General features: G+C 68.4%; 12 protein-coding genes and 6 pseudogenes. 7 read left to right on the top strand and 11 right to left on the bottom strand.

What is annotated here, in order from left to right:
• Positions 1–227: 227 nt before the first annotated feature.
• The 3 genes from AB0D59_RS27700 to AB0D59_RS27690 all read right to left on the bottom strand — a co-directional run bounded on the left by AB0D59_RS27700 (position 228) and on the right by AB0D59_RS27690 (position 2,275).
• Positions 228–461: a hypothetical protein gene (locus tag AB0D59_RS27700; protein ID WP_362570926.1), complete on the bottom strand. Its 234-nt coding sequence runs from the start codon at positions 459–461 to the stop codon at positions 228–230.
• A 423-nt stretch (positions 462–884) separates the two neighbouring features.
• Positions 885–1,046 carry a hypothetical protein gene (locus AB0D59_RS27695; RefSeq protein ID WP_362570947.1) on the bottom strand — a complete coding sequence of 54 codons (162 nt, stop codon included), beginning with the start codon at positions 1,044–1,046 and terminating at the stop codon, positions 885–887.
• A gap of 566 nt (positions 1,047–1,612) precedes the next feature.
• Positions 1,613–2,275 carry a diguanylate cyclase gene (locus AB0D59_RS27690; protein WP_362570637.1) on the bottom strand — a complete coding sequence of 221 codons (663 nt, stop codon included), beginning with the start codon at positions 2,273–2,275 and terminating at the stop codon, positions 1,613–1,615.
• Positions 2,276–2,430: 155 nt separating this feature from the next.
• Here AB0D59_RS27690 and AB0D59_RS27685 point away from each other — a divergent pair, with 155 nt between their 5' ends.
• Complete coding sequence (locus tag AB0D59_RS27685) at positions 2,431–3,387, top strand: LLM class F420-dependent oxidoreductase (RefSeq protein WP_362570634.1); 957 nt, start codon at positions 2,431–2,433, stop codon at positions 3,385–3,387.
• 71 nt (positions 3,388–3,458) lie between these two features.
• Positions 3,459–3,533: pseudogene (locus AB0D59_RS27680) on the top strand (cysteine hydrolase); the annotation flags it as partial.
• A gap of 1,048 nt (positions 3,534–4,581) precedes the next feature.
• Here the strand turns inward: AB0D59_RS27680 and AB0D59_RS27675 are convergent.
• Positions 4,582–4,917, bottom strand: a complete 336-nt coding sequence (locus AB0D59_RS27675; protein WP_362570631.1) for an EthD domain-containing protein — start codon at positions 4,915–4,917, stop codon at positions 4,582–4,584.
• 146 nt (positions 4,918–5,063) lie between these two features.
• Between AB0D59_RS27675 and AB0D59_RS27670 the strand changes: the two are divergent.
• A pseudogene (locus AB0D59_RS27670) lies at positions 5,064–5,429 on the top strand (MerR family transcriptional regulator); the annotation flags it as partial.
• A 145-nt stretch (positions 5,430–5,574) separates the two neighbouring features.
• Here AB0D59_RS27670 and AB0D59_RS27665 read toward each other — a convergent pair.
• The 4 genes and pseudogenes from AB0D59_RS27665 to AB0D59_RS27650 all read right to left on the bottom strand — a co-directional run.
• Positions 5,575–6,219: pseudogene (locus AB0D59_RS27665) on the bottom strand (transposase); the annotation flags it as partial.
• Positions 6,220–6,238: 19 nt separating this feature from the next.
• On the bottom strand, positions 6,239–6,814 hold the full coding sequence (locus AB0D59_RS27660; protein ID WP_362570628.1) for a hypothetical protein: 576 nt from the start codon (positions 6,812–6,814) through the stop codon (positions 6,239–6,241).
• A gap of 11 nt (positions 6,815–6,825) precedes the next feature.
• The gene (locus AB0D59_RS27655) at positions 6,826–8,322 is read right to left on the bottom strand and encodes a HAMP domain-containing sensor histidine kinase (RefSeq protein WP_362570924.1); all 1,497 of its coding nucleotides are present in this window, start codon (positions 8,320–8,322) and stop codon (positions 6,826–6,828) included.
• 116 nt (positions 8,323–8,438) lie between these two features.
• Entirely contained in the window at positions 8,439–9,128 is a 690-nt protein-coding gene (locus tag AB0D59_RS27650; protein WP_362570625.1) for a response regulator transcription factor, read from the bottom strand.
• A gap of 306 nt (positions 9,129–9,434) precedes the next feature.
• Here AB0D59_RS27650 and AB0D59_RS27645 point away from each other — a divergent pair, with 306 nt between their 5' ends.
• Complete coding sequence (locus AB0D59_RS27645; RefSeq protein ID WP_362570622.1) at positions 9,435–10,169, top strand: DUF3152 domain-containing protein; 735 nt, start codon at positions 9,435–9,437, stop codon at positions 10,167–10,169.
• An 826-nt stretch (positions 10,170–10,995) separates the two neighbouring features.
• On the opposite strand, the pseudogene AB0D59_RS27640 reads toward AB0D59_RS27645, so the two are convergent.
• Positions 10,996–11,316: pseudogene (locus AB0D59_RS27640) on the bottom strand (transposase); the annotation flags it as partial.
• A 620-nt stretch (positions 11,317–11,936) separates the two neighbouring features.
• Between AB0D59_RS27640 and AB0D59_RS27635 the strand changes: the two are divergent.
• Positions 11,937–12,341: pseudogene (locus tag AB0D59_RS27635) on the top strand (carbohydrate binding domain-containing protein); the annotation flags it as partial.
• A 97-nt stretch (positions 12,342–12,438) separates the two neighbouring features.
• Here the strand turns inward: AB0D59_RS27635 and AB0D59_RS27630 are convergent.
• A pseudogene (locus AB0D59_RS27630) lies at positions 12,439–12,800 on the bottom strand (transposase); the annotation flags it as partial.
• A 472-nt stretch (positions 12,801–13,272) separates the two neighbouring features.
• On the opposite strand from AB0D59_RS27630, the gene AB0D59_RS27625 reads away from it, so the two are divergent.
• Both AB0D59_RS27625 and AB0D59_RS27620 read left to right on the top strand, forming a co-directional pair.
• Entirely contained in the window at positions 13,273–13,569 is a 297-nt protein-coding gene (locus AB0D59_RS27625; protein ID WP_362570619.1) for a hypothetical protein, read from the top strand.
• A 56-nt stretch (positions 13,570–13,625) separates the two neighbouring features.
• On the top strand, positions 13,626–14,159 hold the full coding sequence (locus AB0D59_RS27620; protein WP_362570616.1) for a TetR/AcrR family transcriptional regulator: 534 nt from the start codon (positions 13,626–13,628) through the stop codon (positions 14,157–14,159).
• Between the two features lie 37 nt (positions 14,160–14,196).
• Here the strand turns inward: AB0D59_RS27620 and AB0D59_RS27615 are convergent, their stop codons facing one another.
• The gene (locus tag AB0D59_RS27615) at positions 14,197–15,147 is read right to left on the bottom strand and encodes an SDR family NAD(P)-dependent oxidoreductase (RefSeq protein ID WP_362570613.1); all 951 of its coding nucleotides are present in this window, start codon (positions 15,145–15,147) and stop codon (positions 14,197–14,199) included.
• Between the last annotated feature and the right edge of the window lie 145 nt (positions 15,148–15,292).

The raw sequence follows: 15,292 nt of genomic DNA, 5'->3' as shown, positions 1-15,292 counted from the left end.
CGGGCCCGATAGGAGATCCACCGCCGTAGGTGGCTTCGGCGTCGTACCCGTAGAGCGGATCCCGCCCGGCCGTGACCCGCCCTATGGAGGATGAGAGGATGAGAGGCCGACCCCGGGCTTCCCCGGGGCCTCGACTTCCGGGGCCTTTGCTGTCGGACCATCGGCGGGTTGTGCCGAATGGGCCGGGAGTGCCGAATGGGCCCGGAGGAAGCCGCCGCTGCCGGGAATCAGCCGCTCAAGCGGCTGCGCAGCATTGCCTTGCCCAGGTCCGCGCCCTTGCGGCTGTCAGCCTGTGCTTTGGTGAACAACTCGACCAATTGTGCGTCCTTCGCCCGCTCGGCGTCCTTGATGTAAGTGTCCAGCCGCAGGGCGTTCTCCAGGCAGCTCTCGACGTACCAGAGAAGGTTGTAGTCCTTGTCGGCAGTTCCGGTGATGTTTCCGGTCTCCGTGGCGCTGGCCATCGTCATCACTCCGTCCCTTGCGTTGATGCGGGTGTCAACCTGCCGGCCGTGTCGGCCGCCCTGGCCGAGTACCCCGGAGGGACACGACACACCACGGGAGCCGGTCGACATGGCGATCGCACCCAGCCGAAAGTGCCGCGGTTGCCCGGCACCGCCAGCTGTGCGGCGGCGAATTTCCCGCCGCTATCCGCGGCCTCCATGTCATTGGGCAGGGAGCGGAGCCCTGGGGCCTCGGTTCGCCCGAGCTACGGCCTGCCGGGTCACGCCGCCGCGTTCGCCCTTCTCCGGGAGGCTCCACTGCCACGTGCCGCCGCGTGTCCTGGCCTCCGCCGCCGTCGTGCTCGGCGTGGACGAGCCCGTCGCCGCGGAGTCCCGCACCGCCCGCGGACGGCGCGGTGAACGAGCCGTCCGGGAAGTGGCCGGCTACCTGGGGAACACGCCCACGGTCTGCCGTGCCTCGTACATCGCGGCGACGAAGACCAGCGCGGCCCAGTGGTGGGTCTGCCGCATCAGCAGGCCGCCGCGAACGTCGAAGCTGATGTGCAGGGTCGAGTCGAACGCGCCGGACATCAGCGGCTCGGTCACGTCACCGACCGGAGGCGCAACGGGCCACCAGACGAACTGGGAGGCTCCGCATGCCAGGTGGGGCACCTTTGACTGCGAGGTCGGCCCGCCGCCCGTCGACTTCGGTCCCCTTCCGGTCGTCATCGACACAGCCGAACTCGGCACCACCGGCTACCGCGCCGCCGAGCTCCGCGGTGCCCCGCAAGGTGTCGTCCCGTCCCCGGCCGATCTGCGGATGGACCAAGACCGCGTTCCCCGTGACGCCTGCTTCGCGCGGCTCGATACATCGCAGTCACGGCCGCGCAGCTCCTCCCGCACGGTCCCTCGGCGCGATGCCGGGATCGGCGAACGAATTCCTTCATGACGGCTCGCCGAACGCCCCTCCGGACCGCAGCCAGGCCATCGTGGAGGCGCCCAGACAGGTGGGCGCCGTCCTGAGGCGCGCCGCGATCAAGTTCGCGCTGGCTGGCAGCGTCGCGATGCCCCCGGTCCTGGGGCGGCTGCCGCCGGACCACAGGCGGCTGCCGCCGGTCCGGTAGCGGCAGCGGATCGGCGACCCGTTCCGCGTCGGCGCCGGCGGCTGGCTGTCATCGTCGGCTCCCCTCGCCCACCGCGGCGCGCAGGCAGCGCCGGAGTTCCTCGGCGTACGGCAGGGCGACACCGCCCGCGATGATCGCGGCGAGCCCCGCGAGGTACGCGGCGGGCAGCGGATGCTCCTTGGGCAGCAGCCGCCAGTCCTGCGGGTCCGGGCCGCCCCGCAGGGTCTTGCGGACCTGGTCGGCGTGCAGACAGGCGGTGAAGGCCAGCGCGGTGAGCGGCAGCACCTCCAGGAAGCTGTGGATGTGCTGCTCGATCGGGCGGACCTCCCGCTCCTTGACGGCCAGCGACACGTCGTACACGGCCGTCGCCCCGTGGGCGAGGGCGGCGCCGCCCATCACGCTGAGCACCAGCGGGTTGACGCGGGCCAGCAGGCCCATGACCACCGGGATCCCCGCCTCCGTCATCATCAGGGCGTGGACCGCGGACTCCTTGGTTCCGCTGGTGTGCTCGATCCGGGTCCGCCGGTGCATCCACCAGTCGGCGAGGCCCGGCACCACCCACAGCGGGAGGGCGCCGAAGAGCAGGAAGCGGCGGCTCGCGTCCTCGACCGCAGTCGAGTCGGCCGGGATCCGCAGATCGTCGCCGCGGCGCCAGTCCCGCCAGGTCCGCACGTTTTGCAGGGTCTTCCGGGGCAGTGCGCGCAGCGCCATGGACACCTCCGTGACTTCGCTGTGGCCTGGGCCTTCGTGCCCGCGAAGGCCCCCGTCCTCGGTACCCATCCTCCTGGCGGCGACACCATGCACAACTCGGCAGCCACCGGGTACTCGGCAGCGGTCACCCAGACGGACGCGGTTCAGGAGGCACGATGGCAGGCTTCGGATATTTCCTCTCGTGCGAGGAGCACAGCCCGGCGGAGCTCGTCGAGCAGGCGCGAATGGCGGAGCAGGCCGGATTCGACGCCCTGTGGATTTCCGACCACTACCACCCGTGGCACGACGCCCAGGGCCAGAGCCCGTTCGTGTGGTCGGTGATCGGCGCTCTCTCCCAGGCGGTCTCGCTACCCGTGGAGACGGCCGTGACCTGCCCGCTGGTACGTACGCACCCCGCGGTGATCGCCCAGGCGGCCGCCACGAGCGCAGTCCAGCTTGACGGGCGCTTCCGGTTGGGCGTGGGTACGGGCGAGGCGCTGAACGAGCACATCCTCGGTACCGTCTGGCCCGAGGCGCCGGTGCGTCTGGAGATGCTGGAAGAGGCACTGCAGATCATCCGGCGGCTGTTCACCGGCGAGCAGATCAGCCACCACGGCAGGCACTACACGGTGGAGAACGCCCGCCTCTACACGGTGCCCGACGAGCCGGTGCCGATCGACGTCTCGGCCTTCGGCCCGCAGGCCGCCGAGGTCGCCGCGCGGCTCGGGGACGGCCTGATCACGATGACGCCGGACCAGTCCGTGGTGGAGCGGTTCCGGCGCGGTGGCGGCGGCACGAACCCGGTGTACGGCGGCCTCAAGGTGTGCTGGGGCACCGACGAGCGGGAGGCGGTCCGGACCGCACACCGGCTGTGGGCCAACGAGCAGCTGCCCGGCGAACTCCCGCAGGTCCTGCCCACCCCACGCCACTTCGAACAGGCGTCCCAACTGGTCACCGAGGAGCAAGTGGCTGAGGCCGTCACCTGCGGCGACGACCCGGACGCTCACGTCGAGGCGCTGTCCGCATACGTCGACGCGGGGTTCGACATGGTGTACGTCAACCAGATCGGCAAGGACCAGCAGGGCTTCTTCGATTTCTACCGGACCAAGGTCCTGCCCCGACTGCGGGGCTGACCGCACGAGGCGAGGGTTCACCATGCCCCGGGCCCGGACAGCGCGACGGTAGCGCACTCGTCGTGATCGACATGATCAACACGTACGACCACGAGGACGCGGAGCTGCTGGTGCCCGCCGCCGAACGGGCCGTACCGGTCCTGGCGGAACCATCTGGGCCAACCACTCGCCCCGGCCGTCCTGGACCGTTACCTGGCCCGCACCGGCTTCGACTCCCAGCAGACGGACGGCCCCGGCCGGCGGGTCCGGACAACCTCTTCACCCCGGCCGACAACCCGCCGGCCACCGACCACGGCGCCCACGGTTCCTTCGACGACCGCGCCCACCCCCGCTCCTGGCAGGCCGCCCTCGCCCGCCATCCGGCCCTCGCGTCCGCCACGGCGCCGCGCCCGCGTCCGGGCCGAAGCCCTACGCCGGTAACCTCTCCTCCCCCCACGCACACAACCCGCATGCCGCATCGCACCTGCCGCCCGGATGCGAGAGGACCCTCCGATGCTCATGCCTCACCCCGCAACACCGCGCGGACTCCTCGACGAGTACGGAACACTTCTCGCGACGGAGACACCCGATAGACCGCTGCCCAGAGGCCGGCGTCCAGCGCGCTGAAAAGCCGGGAACGAGGTCGACCTGCATCAGGGTGCCCTGCCTTGGCATTGACCTCAGCGCGCGATGTGGCATGACCGCGCTTACGTCACCGGCGGCTCTGTCCAGTTCCCGGCCCAGCACCGCGGTCCACTGATCCGCCACGGGCATGAGAGCCACACATTTCTCGCAGTTCCAGTACCTATCGGCTGCACATCAGCAGCGCCGCCTTGAAAGGGACTGGAAATCCGAAATGCACAGACAGACCAACGAGCTGCAGTGGACCCACTGCAGTCCCTCGCACATCCGCGCCACCTGGGGCGGAACGGGGAGCGTGGAGGACGCTTCCGGGCGGGCAGATAGGGCTGGTGGCGGCACCTCGGCTGCGCAGCAGGCACAGGTCTTGGCGATCACGGAGCTGCGACGCTCTGCGATCGCTGGAGAGACCTGTCCCGTACTGCCGTAACTGTGCTTTCACAGCCTCAGGTATGCAGAGAGGGCCAACCATGCCACATGGGCTACGGCCAGAGCGGGAACGATCGGCGACCTGAGCCGCCATCACGATGATGGCCCACAGCATCGCCCGCGGCACAGAGCGGGCAGCCCAAAGGGCTAGATCACAACCCTTTCTTCGGTGACCATTACTGCCACTGAATTCATATCGATGAACTTACTCTCGTCCGGGTTCACCAACTCCTTGTAATTCTTAGACGCGAAGAAGGCGTCGTGATCTGCCCAGTTTTCAAACCAGATTTCAGTGAGACCGTCGTAGGCCGGCCCGGGGTACCCTTCAGCGGGTATCGGGTGAGAGACGGCGTACCTCCGCACGTACTGCCGTGCTTCCGGAATGGAGGTAAACAACGGGGCGTGGCGGTCTCGGTGATGCTCAACGAATTCCTCGAAGGTCATTCCATCGATACGGTTGATCATGAAAGCGAACTTAATCATGGACTTCTCCCTTTCGTGCTCTCGCGAACGCGAGATGCAGGTGACCCGAGACCCGGACGGCGGGTCGCAAGTCATGGGGTTAACCTAAACGCTCACATCGATGTCAAGGGCAAGTTACTGTGACCCAATGCACACGAGGGGTTGAGATGCGGATCGGTGAACTGTCCACCCGGACAGGAGCAAGCCGTCGATCGCTGCGCTACTACGAGCAGCAGGGTTTGCTGGTCAGCACAAGGTCCCCCAGCGGCCAGCGGTGCTACGACGACGAGCACGTCCAGCGGGTGGCTCTGATTCAGGTATTCCTGGCCGCCGGAATGTCCAGCAGAACCATCGCCCAGTTGGCCCCCTGTATGACGCAGCCCAACATCGACAGAGCTCGGCAAGCCTTGACGGCAATGGAAGAGGAGCGAACCCGCCTTTCATCCACAATTGACAGCCTAGCCGCCGCCAGGAAAGCACTCGATCACCTAATTGACGTCAACCGGAAATTTCTGACGAACGTGGCGGACGACTCGGCCTCGGACAAAGCGAATCAACGTTCTTCTTTTCCTCCGGCGATATGCTCCAATACAGCTCACGCTCAGAAGATTTCCCTGGCTGACATCTTCCGTGATCCGCCGGGTTCGGGTCCGTGAAAGTCGCAGGGAAGGCGTGCGGTCATGATCGGCAGTTCGGGCGTACGTCCCGGCGGTGAGTCGTCCATGCCTGTCGGATCATGCTGAGCACGGTTATGACCGTGTCGGCGAGGTCGAAGAGTGCGTCGACCACGGTGGCGCGCCGCTGGTGGCAGCGGGCGAGCCGGTAGAAGGCGTTCTGCCAGGCGTGGGTGCGTTCGACGTGCCACCGCCGGCCGGCCTGGATGGGTGCCCTCTCGCCTCTGTGCGCGATGCGGCCGTGGGTTCCGCATGCGTTGAGCAGAGCGCGGGTCTTGTCCGAGTCGTAGCCGGCGTCCAGGTGCACGGTGATGTCGTCCGGCAACGGCCCGAGGTCGTCCAGGCGGTCCAGGGGCGAGGCGAGCAGCGGGGAGTCGTGACGGTAGGCACCGGCCGGGACACGACCCAGCGGAATGCCGTGTCCATCCGTCATAGCCCAGCGGTTGAGGCCCTGTTTGCCGCGGTCGACCGGTGAGCGTCCGGCGGCCTCGCCGCCTCCGGGACCCTTGGTGACGCAGCCGTCGACAGCGATCTGGTCGAGGACGAGGCCGACGATCCGGTCGTAGGACTCCAGCGCGATCTGTTTGAGCCGGGCGAAGACACCGAGTCGGTTCCACTCGTCACGGCGGTTGCGGATCGTGGTGGCCGACCACCGGTCCCGGCTCCCGCTACGACGGGAGCAGGTCGGGGCACGAGTTCCCGGACAGTGCAGTCGCCCAACCGTCCCCGCTCACCTTGACTTTCGTGCGCGCGAGGGAGTCGTGCCTGGTATCGGGAGGGGCCACGGAGGCGCCGCCGCCCGGGCCGCTCGAGGGCTTTGCGGTCAATGGCCTGGCAACCCCGGCCACGGTGCACGTCAGCTGCATCAGGGCCAGATGCCCTGGGTGGCCTGCGTCTTTGGGGAGTCGGACGCTGAGGATGTTCTCGCCGTCGATCGCTACGTCGGGCGCGCCCGGCAGGCGGGGCAGCTTCGTGGCGGCCGATCGGGACTCCTGCTCGTCCGGCCCGTCGAACAGCATGTCCAGGACGGATTGGAAGTCCGCGGGGTCGTCGATCTTGCGCGGATAGGGCTTCAGATCACCGTCGTGGATGAAGTAGAGAGCGATGACGGTGCCTGTCGTGGGCTTCGCGCCGGGGGAGACGATCCCGCTCGCCGCCGGGCCGGCCTGGATGACGCCGGACGAAGGGACTCCGCACCCCGCCAGCGCGAGCCCGGCCGCGAGCCCGGTCAGCAACACCGGCACGCGAGAGCGCCTCACCGGGCACCTGCGAAGGCGTTGTGGTCAGGGGCCGAGGACTCGCGGTGCAGGGGGAGTTCGACGGTGAACGCCGCCCCGCCCCAGGGCAGGTTCGCCGCGCTGATGCGTCCGCCGTGCAGGTACACGTTCTCCGCCGTGATGGCCAGGCCGAGCCCGCTGCTCTTGCTCCTGGCCCGCGAGGTACCGGCCTTGTAGAAGCGCTCGAAGATGTACGGCATTGCCTCCTCGGCGATCCCGGGGCCGCTGTCGGTCACCTCGATGACAGCCCACGCCACGTCCGCTCGCTCCTTGCGCACGCTCATGGTCAGCCGTACCGGCGGGGCCCCGTGCCGCAACGCGTTGCCGACCAGATTGGCCAGGACGACATCGAGGCGGCGCGGATCCACGCGCGCCCTGAGCACGCCGGGTCCGGGCAGGTGGGTCTCCACCTGGTCCTGCCAAGCACGGGAGGCGAGGGTGCGCCGTACGGACTCGGTCAAGTCGACCTCGTCCAGGTTGAGTTTGATCGCGCCCGCGTCGAAGCGGGAGATCTCCATCAGGTCTTCCACCAGCCCGCTCAGCCGCGTGGTTCCCTCGCTGATGAGCCGCAGCGCCTCGCCGGTCTCCTGGTCGTGATGCAGTGCGTTCTCGTCCAGCACGTCGGTGAGTGCTGCCATCGCCGTGAGTGGCGTCCGCAGTTCGTGGGAGACGTCCGCGGCGAAGCGGCGCGCCCGGGCCTCCATGCGGCGCAGCTCCACGACCGATCGCTCCAGCGCGGCGGCCGTGTCGTTGAAGGACTGCGAGAGCTCCGCCAGTTCGTCGGAACCGTTGACGGCCAGGCGGACGTCGAGATGCCCCTCGGCCATCCGGCGCGTCGCCCGGCGCAGCGCCCGCACGGGGCGGAGCACGCCGCTCGCGGCCAGTAGCGCCAGGACGACGGCGAGGGCCAGCGCCACCACGGTGGCGCGCTCGATGCCGCTGACCATCGCCTTGACGTAGCCCTCTTCGGTGCCCTGCGACACCATCAGGTACATCGCCATACCCGAGAGGCTGGACTCTGTGTCATCGCTGTTGCTGTAAGCGACCGGCGTGCCGACGACCAGCCAGGGGCGCCCGTCCACGTCGACCCGCTGGAACACCGTGGCGCTCGTGGTGGCCACGGTCCGGCGCAGTTCCGGGCTCAGCTTCTCGAAATCAGCGCTCGGCGCCCAGGCGCGGAGGCTGCCGTACGTCGCCATCACCCGCCAGCCCTGCGACGGGTTGTCGTAGAGCACATGGTTCACCGCGGCCTGCAGTTCGCCCTGGTTCGGTGTCGCGGGTGTGTAAGGGGCCACGCTGTCGACACTCTTCCGGAACTGCTGGATCACCGAGTCCTGGCTCTGCTGGAGCACCCCCGTGCGCGCCTCCCGGAAGGCGAGGGCCCCAGTGCTCAGGGCGCTGACGACGGCCACCAGGACAAAGGCCGCCACCAGGCGTGCGCGCAGTCCGCGCAGCGGAAGCGGGATGTGCGCCAGGAGCGCCCGGAAGAACCGCACAGGCCTGGCGCCCCGCTCGACGGTGACGGGCTCGTGCTCGCGTACGGTCGGGCGCCGGCCTTCGGCCTTGCGCGCCCCTGCGACTTTCCTGCCGTTCACGGGGAGACGAACCGGTAGCCGAAGCCACGTACGGTCTGGATGTACTGGGCATCCCCGCTCAGCTCACCGAGCTTGTTGCGGAGTCGCATCACACAGGCGTCCACGAGTCGTATGTCGCCGTGGTAGCTGTGCTCCCACACCGCTTCCAGCAGTTGCTGGCGGCTGAACGTCCGGCCGGGAGAGGCCGACAGGGTCAGCAGCAGTCGAAGCTCTGAGGGAGCGAGCGCGACAGGTGAGCCGTGGTGTGTCACCACGAGCCCGGCCCGGTCGATGACCAGTTTGCCGTGCGACTCCGCCCTGGGGCGGACGCCGTCGGCGAACGACGGGGCCTGCCTGCGCAGTACGGCCCGTATTCGCGCGTCGAGCACCCGGGCCTGCACGGGCTTGACCACGTAGTCGTCCGCGCCGGCCTCCAGCCCCACGACCACGTCGATGTCGTCGCCCTTGGCGGTCACGATGATGATCGGCACCTGGTCGCGGTCCCTGATCCGGCGGCAGACGTCGAGGCCGGACATGCCGGGCAGCATGAGGTCGAGCACCACCACGTCCGGACGGAAGGAGTGGAGCTGTTCCAGACCCTCTTCGCCCGTCCCGGCAGCCTTGACGTTGTGGCCCTGATGCCGCAGCGCCAAGTCAACGGCGTTACGCACATCCGGGTCGTCTTCGACAATAAGGACTCGCGACACCTCGACAGTGTAGGTGGACCGCGTTCGGTGGCAGCTCTGGATAGAGCTCCTCTTCGGGCTTGTGGCAGAACGGTCATAAGAGGAGTCGGTCGTTACCCTTTCGTGATCATTCGAGCACAGGGTGATCATCTGAAATGGCCAGTTTGGGCTGCCATGTATTCGGCACGAGAGCGGGAATCCACATCGCCCACCGATGGCTCGGCCTCCCATCGCAGTCGTCGGCTGAGAGAGCCCCGGCACGGTGGGCGCCAACAGTCCTCCCACCGCCGGAGCGGTCCGCGCCACCTCGGCGTGCGTTTTCTGATCATGGCGCTGGCGGCCGTCGGCCTGCTCGGCTCCGTGACGTTCTTCCTGAACGGCGGGCGAAGCGATGCATCGAGTAAGGCGCCCCCGCCGAGCGCGGCGCACGTCACCCACTCGCCCAGGCCCACTCCTACGCCCACCCCTACCCCGACCGAGATCGACGTCCCCCCGACGGGCAGCGGCGCGTTCATCACCGCGCGTGCCGGTGGCGCGAAGGTCGGTCGTGGTGCGCATCTGATCCGCTACGCGGTGCAGGTCGAGAGCGGGCTCGACATTTCGCCGGATCAGGCAGCCGAGAAGATCGCCGACATACTCGCCGCCCCCCGGGGCTGGACTCACAGCGGGAACAACTCGTTCCGGTTGGTGGGTGCGGGGGAGTCGTACGACCTCATGATAAAGATCGCGACACCCGGGACGGCCGACGCACTGTGCTGGGCGGGGATCCACCAGAGCACCCACGGCGAGTACAACTGCGAGATTCCCGGCGGTGTGGTGGTGAACCTCAAGCGCTGGATCAAGGGCTCGCCCACGTTCGACGGACCGATACGTGAGTACCGTGCGCTGATCATCAACCACGAGATGGGACACGCCCTGGGCCTCACCCACATGACCTGCGCAGGTCCCGGACAACTGGCCCCCGTCATGATGCAGCAGATCAAGGGTCTGCACGGATGCATCGCCAATGCCTGGCCGTACGACAAGAACGGTAGCTACGTCTCCGGGCCGCACATGCCCTGAACGGCGACGACCGGATGACCAGGGTGACAGGGGTGAAGACGGGTCGAACAACTGTGACCACCCGCTCTCTGCCGGTCCGGCTGTCATGGCTTGGTCACTGTCCGATACAGCCGCCATCACCTGCGGAGACCGGTCTTCGACCTGGTGACAACATCCGGTCGTCTCGCCCATCAGGGGCCTCGGCGCCGTCAATCCCCTCGAACCGTGGAGATCTTCTAAGCGGCCAGCTCCAAGGCGGAGTTGGCCCGGTGGTCGTGCTCGGGGTCGATCGGACTCTGAGCAGGGTCGGGGACTGGCGCAGTGGCTGATGTTCCGTTTCCAGTCCCCGCCGCTTCAAACCGTGCATGCAGTTCTCCCGCACACGGCTTTCCGACATCGTTCACCGGCTGGCATGCGCCGTCGCCCTGTGCTCGTTTCCGGTAAGACGGTAGACACCGAGCCGGGTGATCCACCCATAAGTAAAACGGGTGGTCCAGTTCCTGCCCGCAAGTCCGTGTTTCGCGCTGGCGAAGATCGCCAGCCGCTCGTGGACATGGCCGTCAACCACATTGAACTTCCGTCCTGACTTACCGTTACGGAAGAATGACGACGCTGCAGGCTTCACTTCATGTTGCGGACTGGTCGTTGCACGCGCCCGAGGGGCGCTTGTCACTCCACTTCGACGCCACCACTTCGGGCGACGCCGGGAGTCAGCTACCGGGGACCCTGGCGTCTCCCCGGACCGGACTTCCACCGGCTGGCTATCCTGAACTTGTCGTCCGGTTACATCGTTCACACCCCTTCTGAACTGGGAAGACGTCCGGACTGCTGGACGTACGCTTGACGTTTAACCTCGCTGCTGTTTCAGGCGGACGTGTTCGGTGAGGGTTTCGATTCGTTTCACGGTCTTCCCAGGCTCGTGACGTGGGGCTGGCCTGCGGTTCTTCGAGCCGAGTGGGCGTCCGGGTCCGGGCTCGGAGGGTCTGGGCACGTCGGCGGTACGGGCGGTCTTCACACGGAGGTGGCGGAACCCCCGGCGGACGCAGGCGGGGGTGAGCCGGCGCGGCTCGGCGGGCCGTTCCCAGGGGCGGCGGAGGTCCTCGGCGAGGGGGCGGGCGAGGCGGAGTTGGGTGTGGGCGGCGATGATCAGCCGCGTCCACAGGTCGGCCAAGCTCAGACCCGCCCGCGTCAACGCCCGTTCGACGTAAGGCTGTCCCTGATCTCACGGATGCCGAGCGCGGCTTCCCCGGGTGCGGTGTCGGCTGAACCTCCGGAGCGGGCGTTGCGTATGAATTCCGAGGGACAGCCCTGGTCTCTGCCACGGGACGGAAGGAGAGCACCGTGCCCACACCGCCCGCGCCCGAAGCACCGGACGACGGCACCGCGCTGGAGCCCATCCGCGTGTTGCGCATGCGCAACACCGACGCGCTGGCCCAGCTGCTCGACGACATACGCCAGGACAAGGACTACCGCGGCCACCCAACCGCGGCCGCACCCTTCCCCCACACTCCGACCGACGGCGAGACAGAGGAACTCCCGCCTGCCCCCGGCGGCAAGACGCCAGAGCTCCTCGCACCCGACGGCGACACCCGCCCGCCGCGTCCCGTAGACCGCCCGCGCCTGGGGCCAGGACAGCGCCGGGCTGCCGTGGCGATCGCGGTCGCCGCGGCGGCCGTCGCCGGCTTCGGCTGCTCTCTCCTGATCCCCAGCCCTACCGAGGCCACCCCGCCCGCTCCCTCGGCGAGCGCGTCGGCCGCCCCGACGTCAGCCGCCCCGAGCTCGGACGGGGCCGCCGACGCCCTGGCCAACCCCGGCTTCGAGTCGGGCGGCCTCTCCCCGTGGAACTGCGCCGGCAACCCGGGCTCGAACGTCTCCTCACCCGTCCACGCGGGCTCCAAAGCCCTCCAGGGGAAGGTGAGTTCGAGCGACACCGCGCAGTGCAACCAGACCGTCACGGTACGGCCGAACACCACCTACTCACTCAGCGGCTGGGTCCGCGGCTCCAACGTCTACCTGGGCGTGAACGGCGGCCCATCCACCTGGACCACCTCCCCAACCGGATACAGCCCACTGACCGTCTCCTTCACCACAGGCGCCTCCCAGACCACCGCGACGATCTACGTGCACGGCTGGTACGCACAGGGCAGCTACTACGCCGACGACATCACCCTGACCGGGCCCGGCGGCGGCGGTCACACCTAGAGCCTGTCATCAAGTGATCCTGCCTGTTGGATCAAGGTGAAGTCGCCGCATTCGGCGTTCGGGTGCGGCGGAGCTCTGGTCTGCTGTCCACAGCGGAGTAGGGCCACCCTGGAATGAGCCGCGACGCTGTCTTCGCGCGACCGTAGACGTGGCAGGACAGTCACTCTGCCGAGCAGGGCGCGACAGAACGCAGCCACGGCGACACATCGACCGCCGGGACCGGGTGCCCGCCGTCAAAACGCGGAAGCGACAGTCCGGCCAGCGCCCTCCGCAGCTGACCGACGTCGATCGGGCCGTGGTTCGGGCCGCCGCGCCGTGCGCACACAGCACCGCGTCCACCAGCTCGAACAATTCGTCGCGCCGAGTGGTCGGACGCTCGTAGAACCTGGCCCAAAAGCGTAACGCCTCTGCGAACGCCTCCCTCCGGCGAGCATCAGGCAGCAGACTCACCTCACGGCCTTCGTCTTGGTCAAGTGCACCTTGGTCGGAGCACAGGATCAAGCTCAGCGGCGCCCGGTGGACTTCCGCTGCAGGGCCCAGACGTAGTACCAGGGATTGCGCCTGGGCCTGCGGCCGCCCTTCTCCGCGACCAGGGCGGCAATGACGCCCGGCACACCGCCGCTTCCGCAAGGATCGCGAGTGCTGATTCCAGGGCGGGTCCGTAGACCGCGACGAGAACGGCTCCTGTTGTTCCCACCACCGCGCCTGTCGTGGCGAGGGCCCGCGTGCGCCGGGCCTCCGTCATTTCGAATGCGGTCGGGCTCGGGCCCCGACACCGCGTTCGGTATCGGGGCCCCGGTCACGTGATCGCGTACGGCGAATCCCCAGGTTGGCGACTGAGTTCGAGACTCCGCTCGCCCATCGCGTTGGGCCCTCAATGGCTTCTGTAACCTGCTGTCAGCTGTGTGCCAGCGGAGGTGACGTGGCGAACATCCTGTCCGTGGCCATCGGGGCTTGTTTCGGCCTCATAGGGGCCGCTTACGGCTCTTGGTTCACTGCGCGCCGGCAGGACCGCATGTGGCTGCCCGAACGGAAGCTGAAAGCCGGGGTCGGCTTCAACACCGCCGTGGTCCGGCTCATCGGCTACCTTCGGGAAACACAGCTGAGTGACGACGGCGCCGGGGCTGACGAACTGGCGGGCCGGATACAGGAAGCCTGGTCCGCCTCCCGGAACCGGGGGGCGACGCAGTCGCCGGTCGACAGGAGGGCAGTACGCTGAGCGGCCGGATCGACCCGCGCATCACCCGGACCACCCAGGCCTTCGAGCAGGCCATCGTGGAACTCGCTTCGCAACGGCCGGTCTCCCAGATCAGCGTCGCCGAACTGGCGGACCGCGCGGGGGTCACCCGAGCCACCTTCTACAACCGATACAGCACTCCGCTGGAACTGCTCATCCAGGTCCTCGGTGCCGACCTGGACCGTGGTCACCGCCTGGAGGACGAGCGGGCCCGGCGCGGGCACTCGGCCGCCGAGCTGCTGCGCCTCACCACCGCGGAAGTGGGCAACCACGTCGAGCGGTTCCGGGTGATCTACCGGCTCTCCCTCGACGACCCGGCGGACAGCGGGGTCTACGAGGCGCTCGTGCGCCACTTCAGCGAGTACACCCTGGCGTTCATGGCGCGCAGTGATCGCTCGGCGCTTCCCGACGCCAACCCGCAAGTGATCGCCCAGTTCTTGGCTCACGGCTTCGCCGGCGCCATCAAGGCCTGGCTCCAGGACCCCTCGGTCACCAAGGACGACATGATCGACGCGGCCGTGGCGTGTGCTCCCGCGTGGTGGGCGTCCGGCCATCTGCCGCGTACGTCCTGACCGCGGCCGACGGGCCGGCACGACGGTCGCGTTCCGCTCAGGAACGGAGCATCGCGGTGGAGACCTCCCAGAGCCGCGCCGCGTCGTTCTCGTCGAGGGCGTAGGGGCGTACGCCGCTGTCGGCGTAGGGGTTGGGGTCGGTGTTGAGCTCGGCCTCGTTGCAGTCCTCGAAGTAGCGGCCGGTGACGCCTTCGAGCAGCGGGGACGCGGCCACCAGCACCGAGGTGGCGGCGCCTTCCTCCACGGTCTTCCAGTTGAAACCGGCGAAGGCCTCCTCGACCTCCGGCGTCATGTTGTTCTCCTGGTGGCGCTGGAGACCGGTGCGGATGCCGCCGGGCATGACCGCGTTGGCGGTGATCCCGTCGTCGGCCCATCGCCTGGCCGCTCCGACGGCCAGCAGTGCATTGGCGGTCTTCGACTGCCCGTAGGCGAGCCACGCTTCGTAGGCGCGGTGCTCGAAGTGGATGTCGTCGAAGACGACCGGCGAGAACAGGTGGCCGGTGGAGCTGAGCGAGACGATGCGGGCGCCGGCGGCGGCCGCGAGCGCGCCGTGGAGACCGAGGACCAGGTTGAAGTGGCCGAGGTGGTTGGTGGCGAACTGCAGCTCCCAGCCCTCGGGCGTGCGGTGCAGTTCGGGCAGGGCCATGACCCCGGCGTTGTTCACCAGGATGTGCAGGGGGCCCTGCCAGGCGTCGGTGAAGGACGCGACCGAGGCTCGGTCGGTCAGCTCCAGCGGCGCGGCGCTCACCTTGGAGTTGCCGGTCTTGGCCGCGATCTCCTGGGCGACACGGCTGCCCGCCTCGACGTTGCGGACGGCGATGGTGACCTCGGCTCCGGCGCCGGCCAGAGCCCGTGCCGTCTCCACACCGATGCCGGACGCGCCGCCGGTGACGATCGCACGCTTGCCGGTCAGGTCGACGCCGTCAAGGACCTCGTTCGTCGTGGTGTGAAAGCCGTAGGGGGTGGTGAACCGTTCGCGGGGACTCATGGATGGCTCCGTTCGTGTCGTTATCCGGAATCTGGTCCGGTAACAGCAGGCTAAGTGGAATATATTCCGCTTGCAAGCTGGGAGAGCACGCCCTCGGCCGAGGGCGCATCCACCGTGCCGCCAACCACAAATCCGCAGGTGGGAG

The sequence above is a fragment of the Streptomyces sp. NPDC048417 genome, from assembly GCF_040651615.1.
Lineage (GTDB): Bacteria > Actinomycetota > Actinomycetes > Streptomycetales > Streptomycetaceae > Streptomyces.
The sequence above is the reverse complement of the archived record's forward strand: the minus strand, read 5'-3'. Positions and strand labels throughout refer to the sequence as shown.

Coding starts and splice junctions, on each gene's coding strand:
- AB0D59_RS27700 (WP_362570926.1), bottom strand. CDS start 461: ATGGCCAGCGCCACGGAGACCGGAAACATCACCGGAACTGCCGACAAG.
- AB0D59_RS27690 (WP_362570637.1), bottom strand. CDS start 2,275: ATGGCGCTGCGCGCACTGCCCCGGAAGACCCTGCAAAACGTGCGGACC.
- AB0D59_RS27685 (WP_362570634.1), top strand. CDS start 2,431: ATGGCAGGCTTCGGATATTTCCTCTCGTGCGAGGAGCACAGCCCGGCG.
- AB0D59_RS27675 (WP_362570631.1), bottom strand. CDS start 4,917: ATGATTAAGTTCGCTTTCATGATCAACCGTATCGATGGAATGACCTTC.
- AB0D59_RS27645 (WP_362570622.1), top strand. CDS start 9,435: ATGGCGCTGGCGGCCGTCGGCCTGCTCGGCTCCGTGACGTTCTTCCTG.
- AB0D59_RS27615 (WP_362570613.1), bottom strand. CDS start 15,147: ATGAGTCCCCGCGAACGGTTCACCACCCCCTACGGCTTTCACACCACG.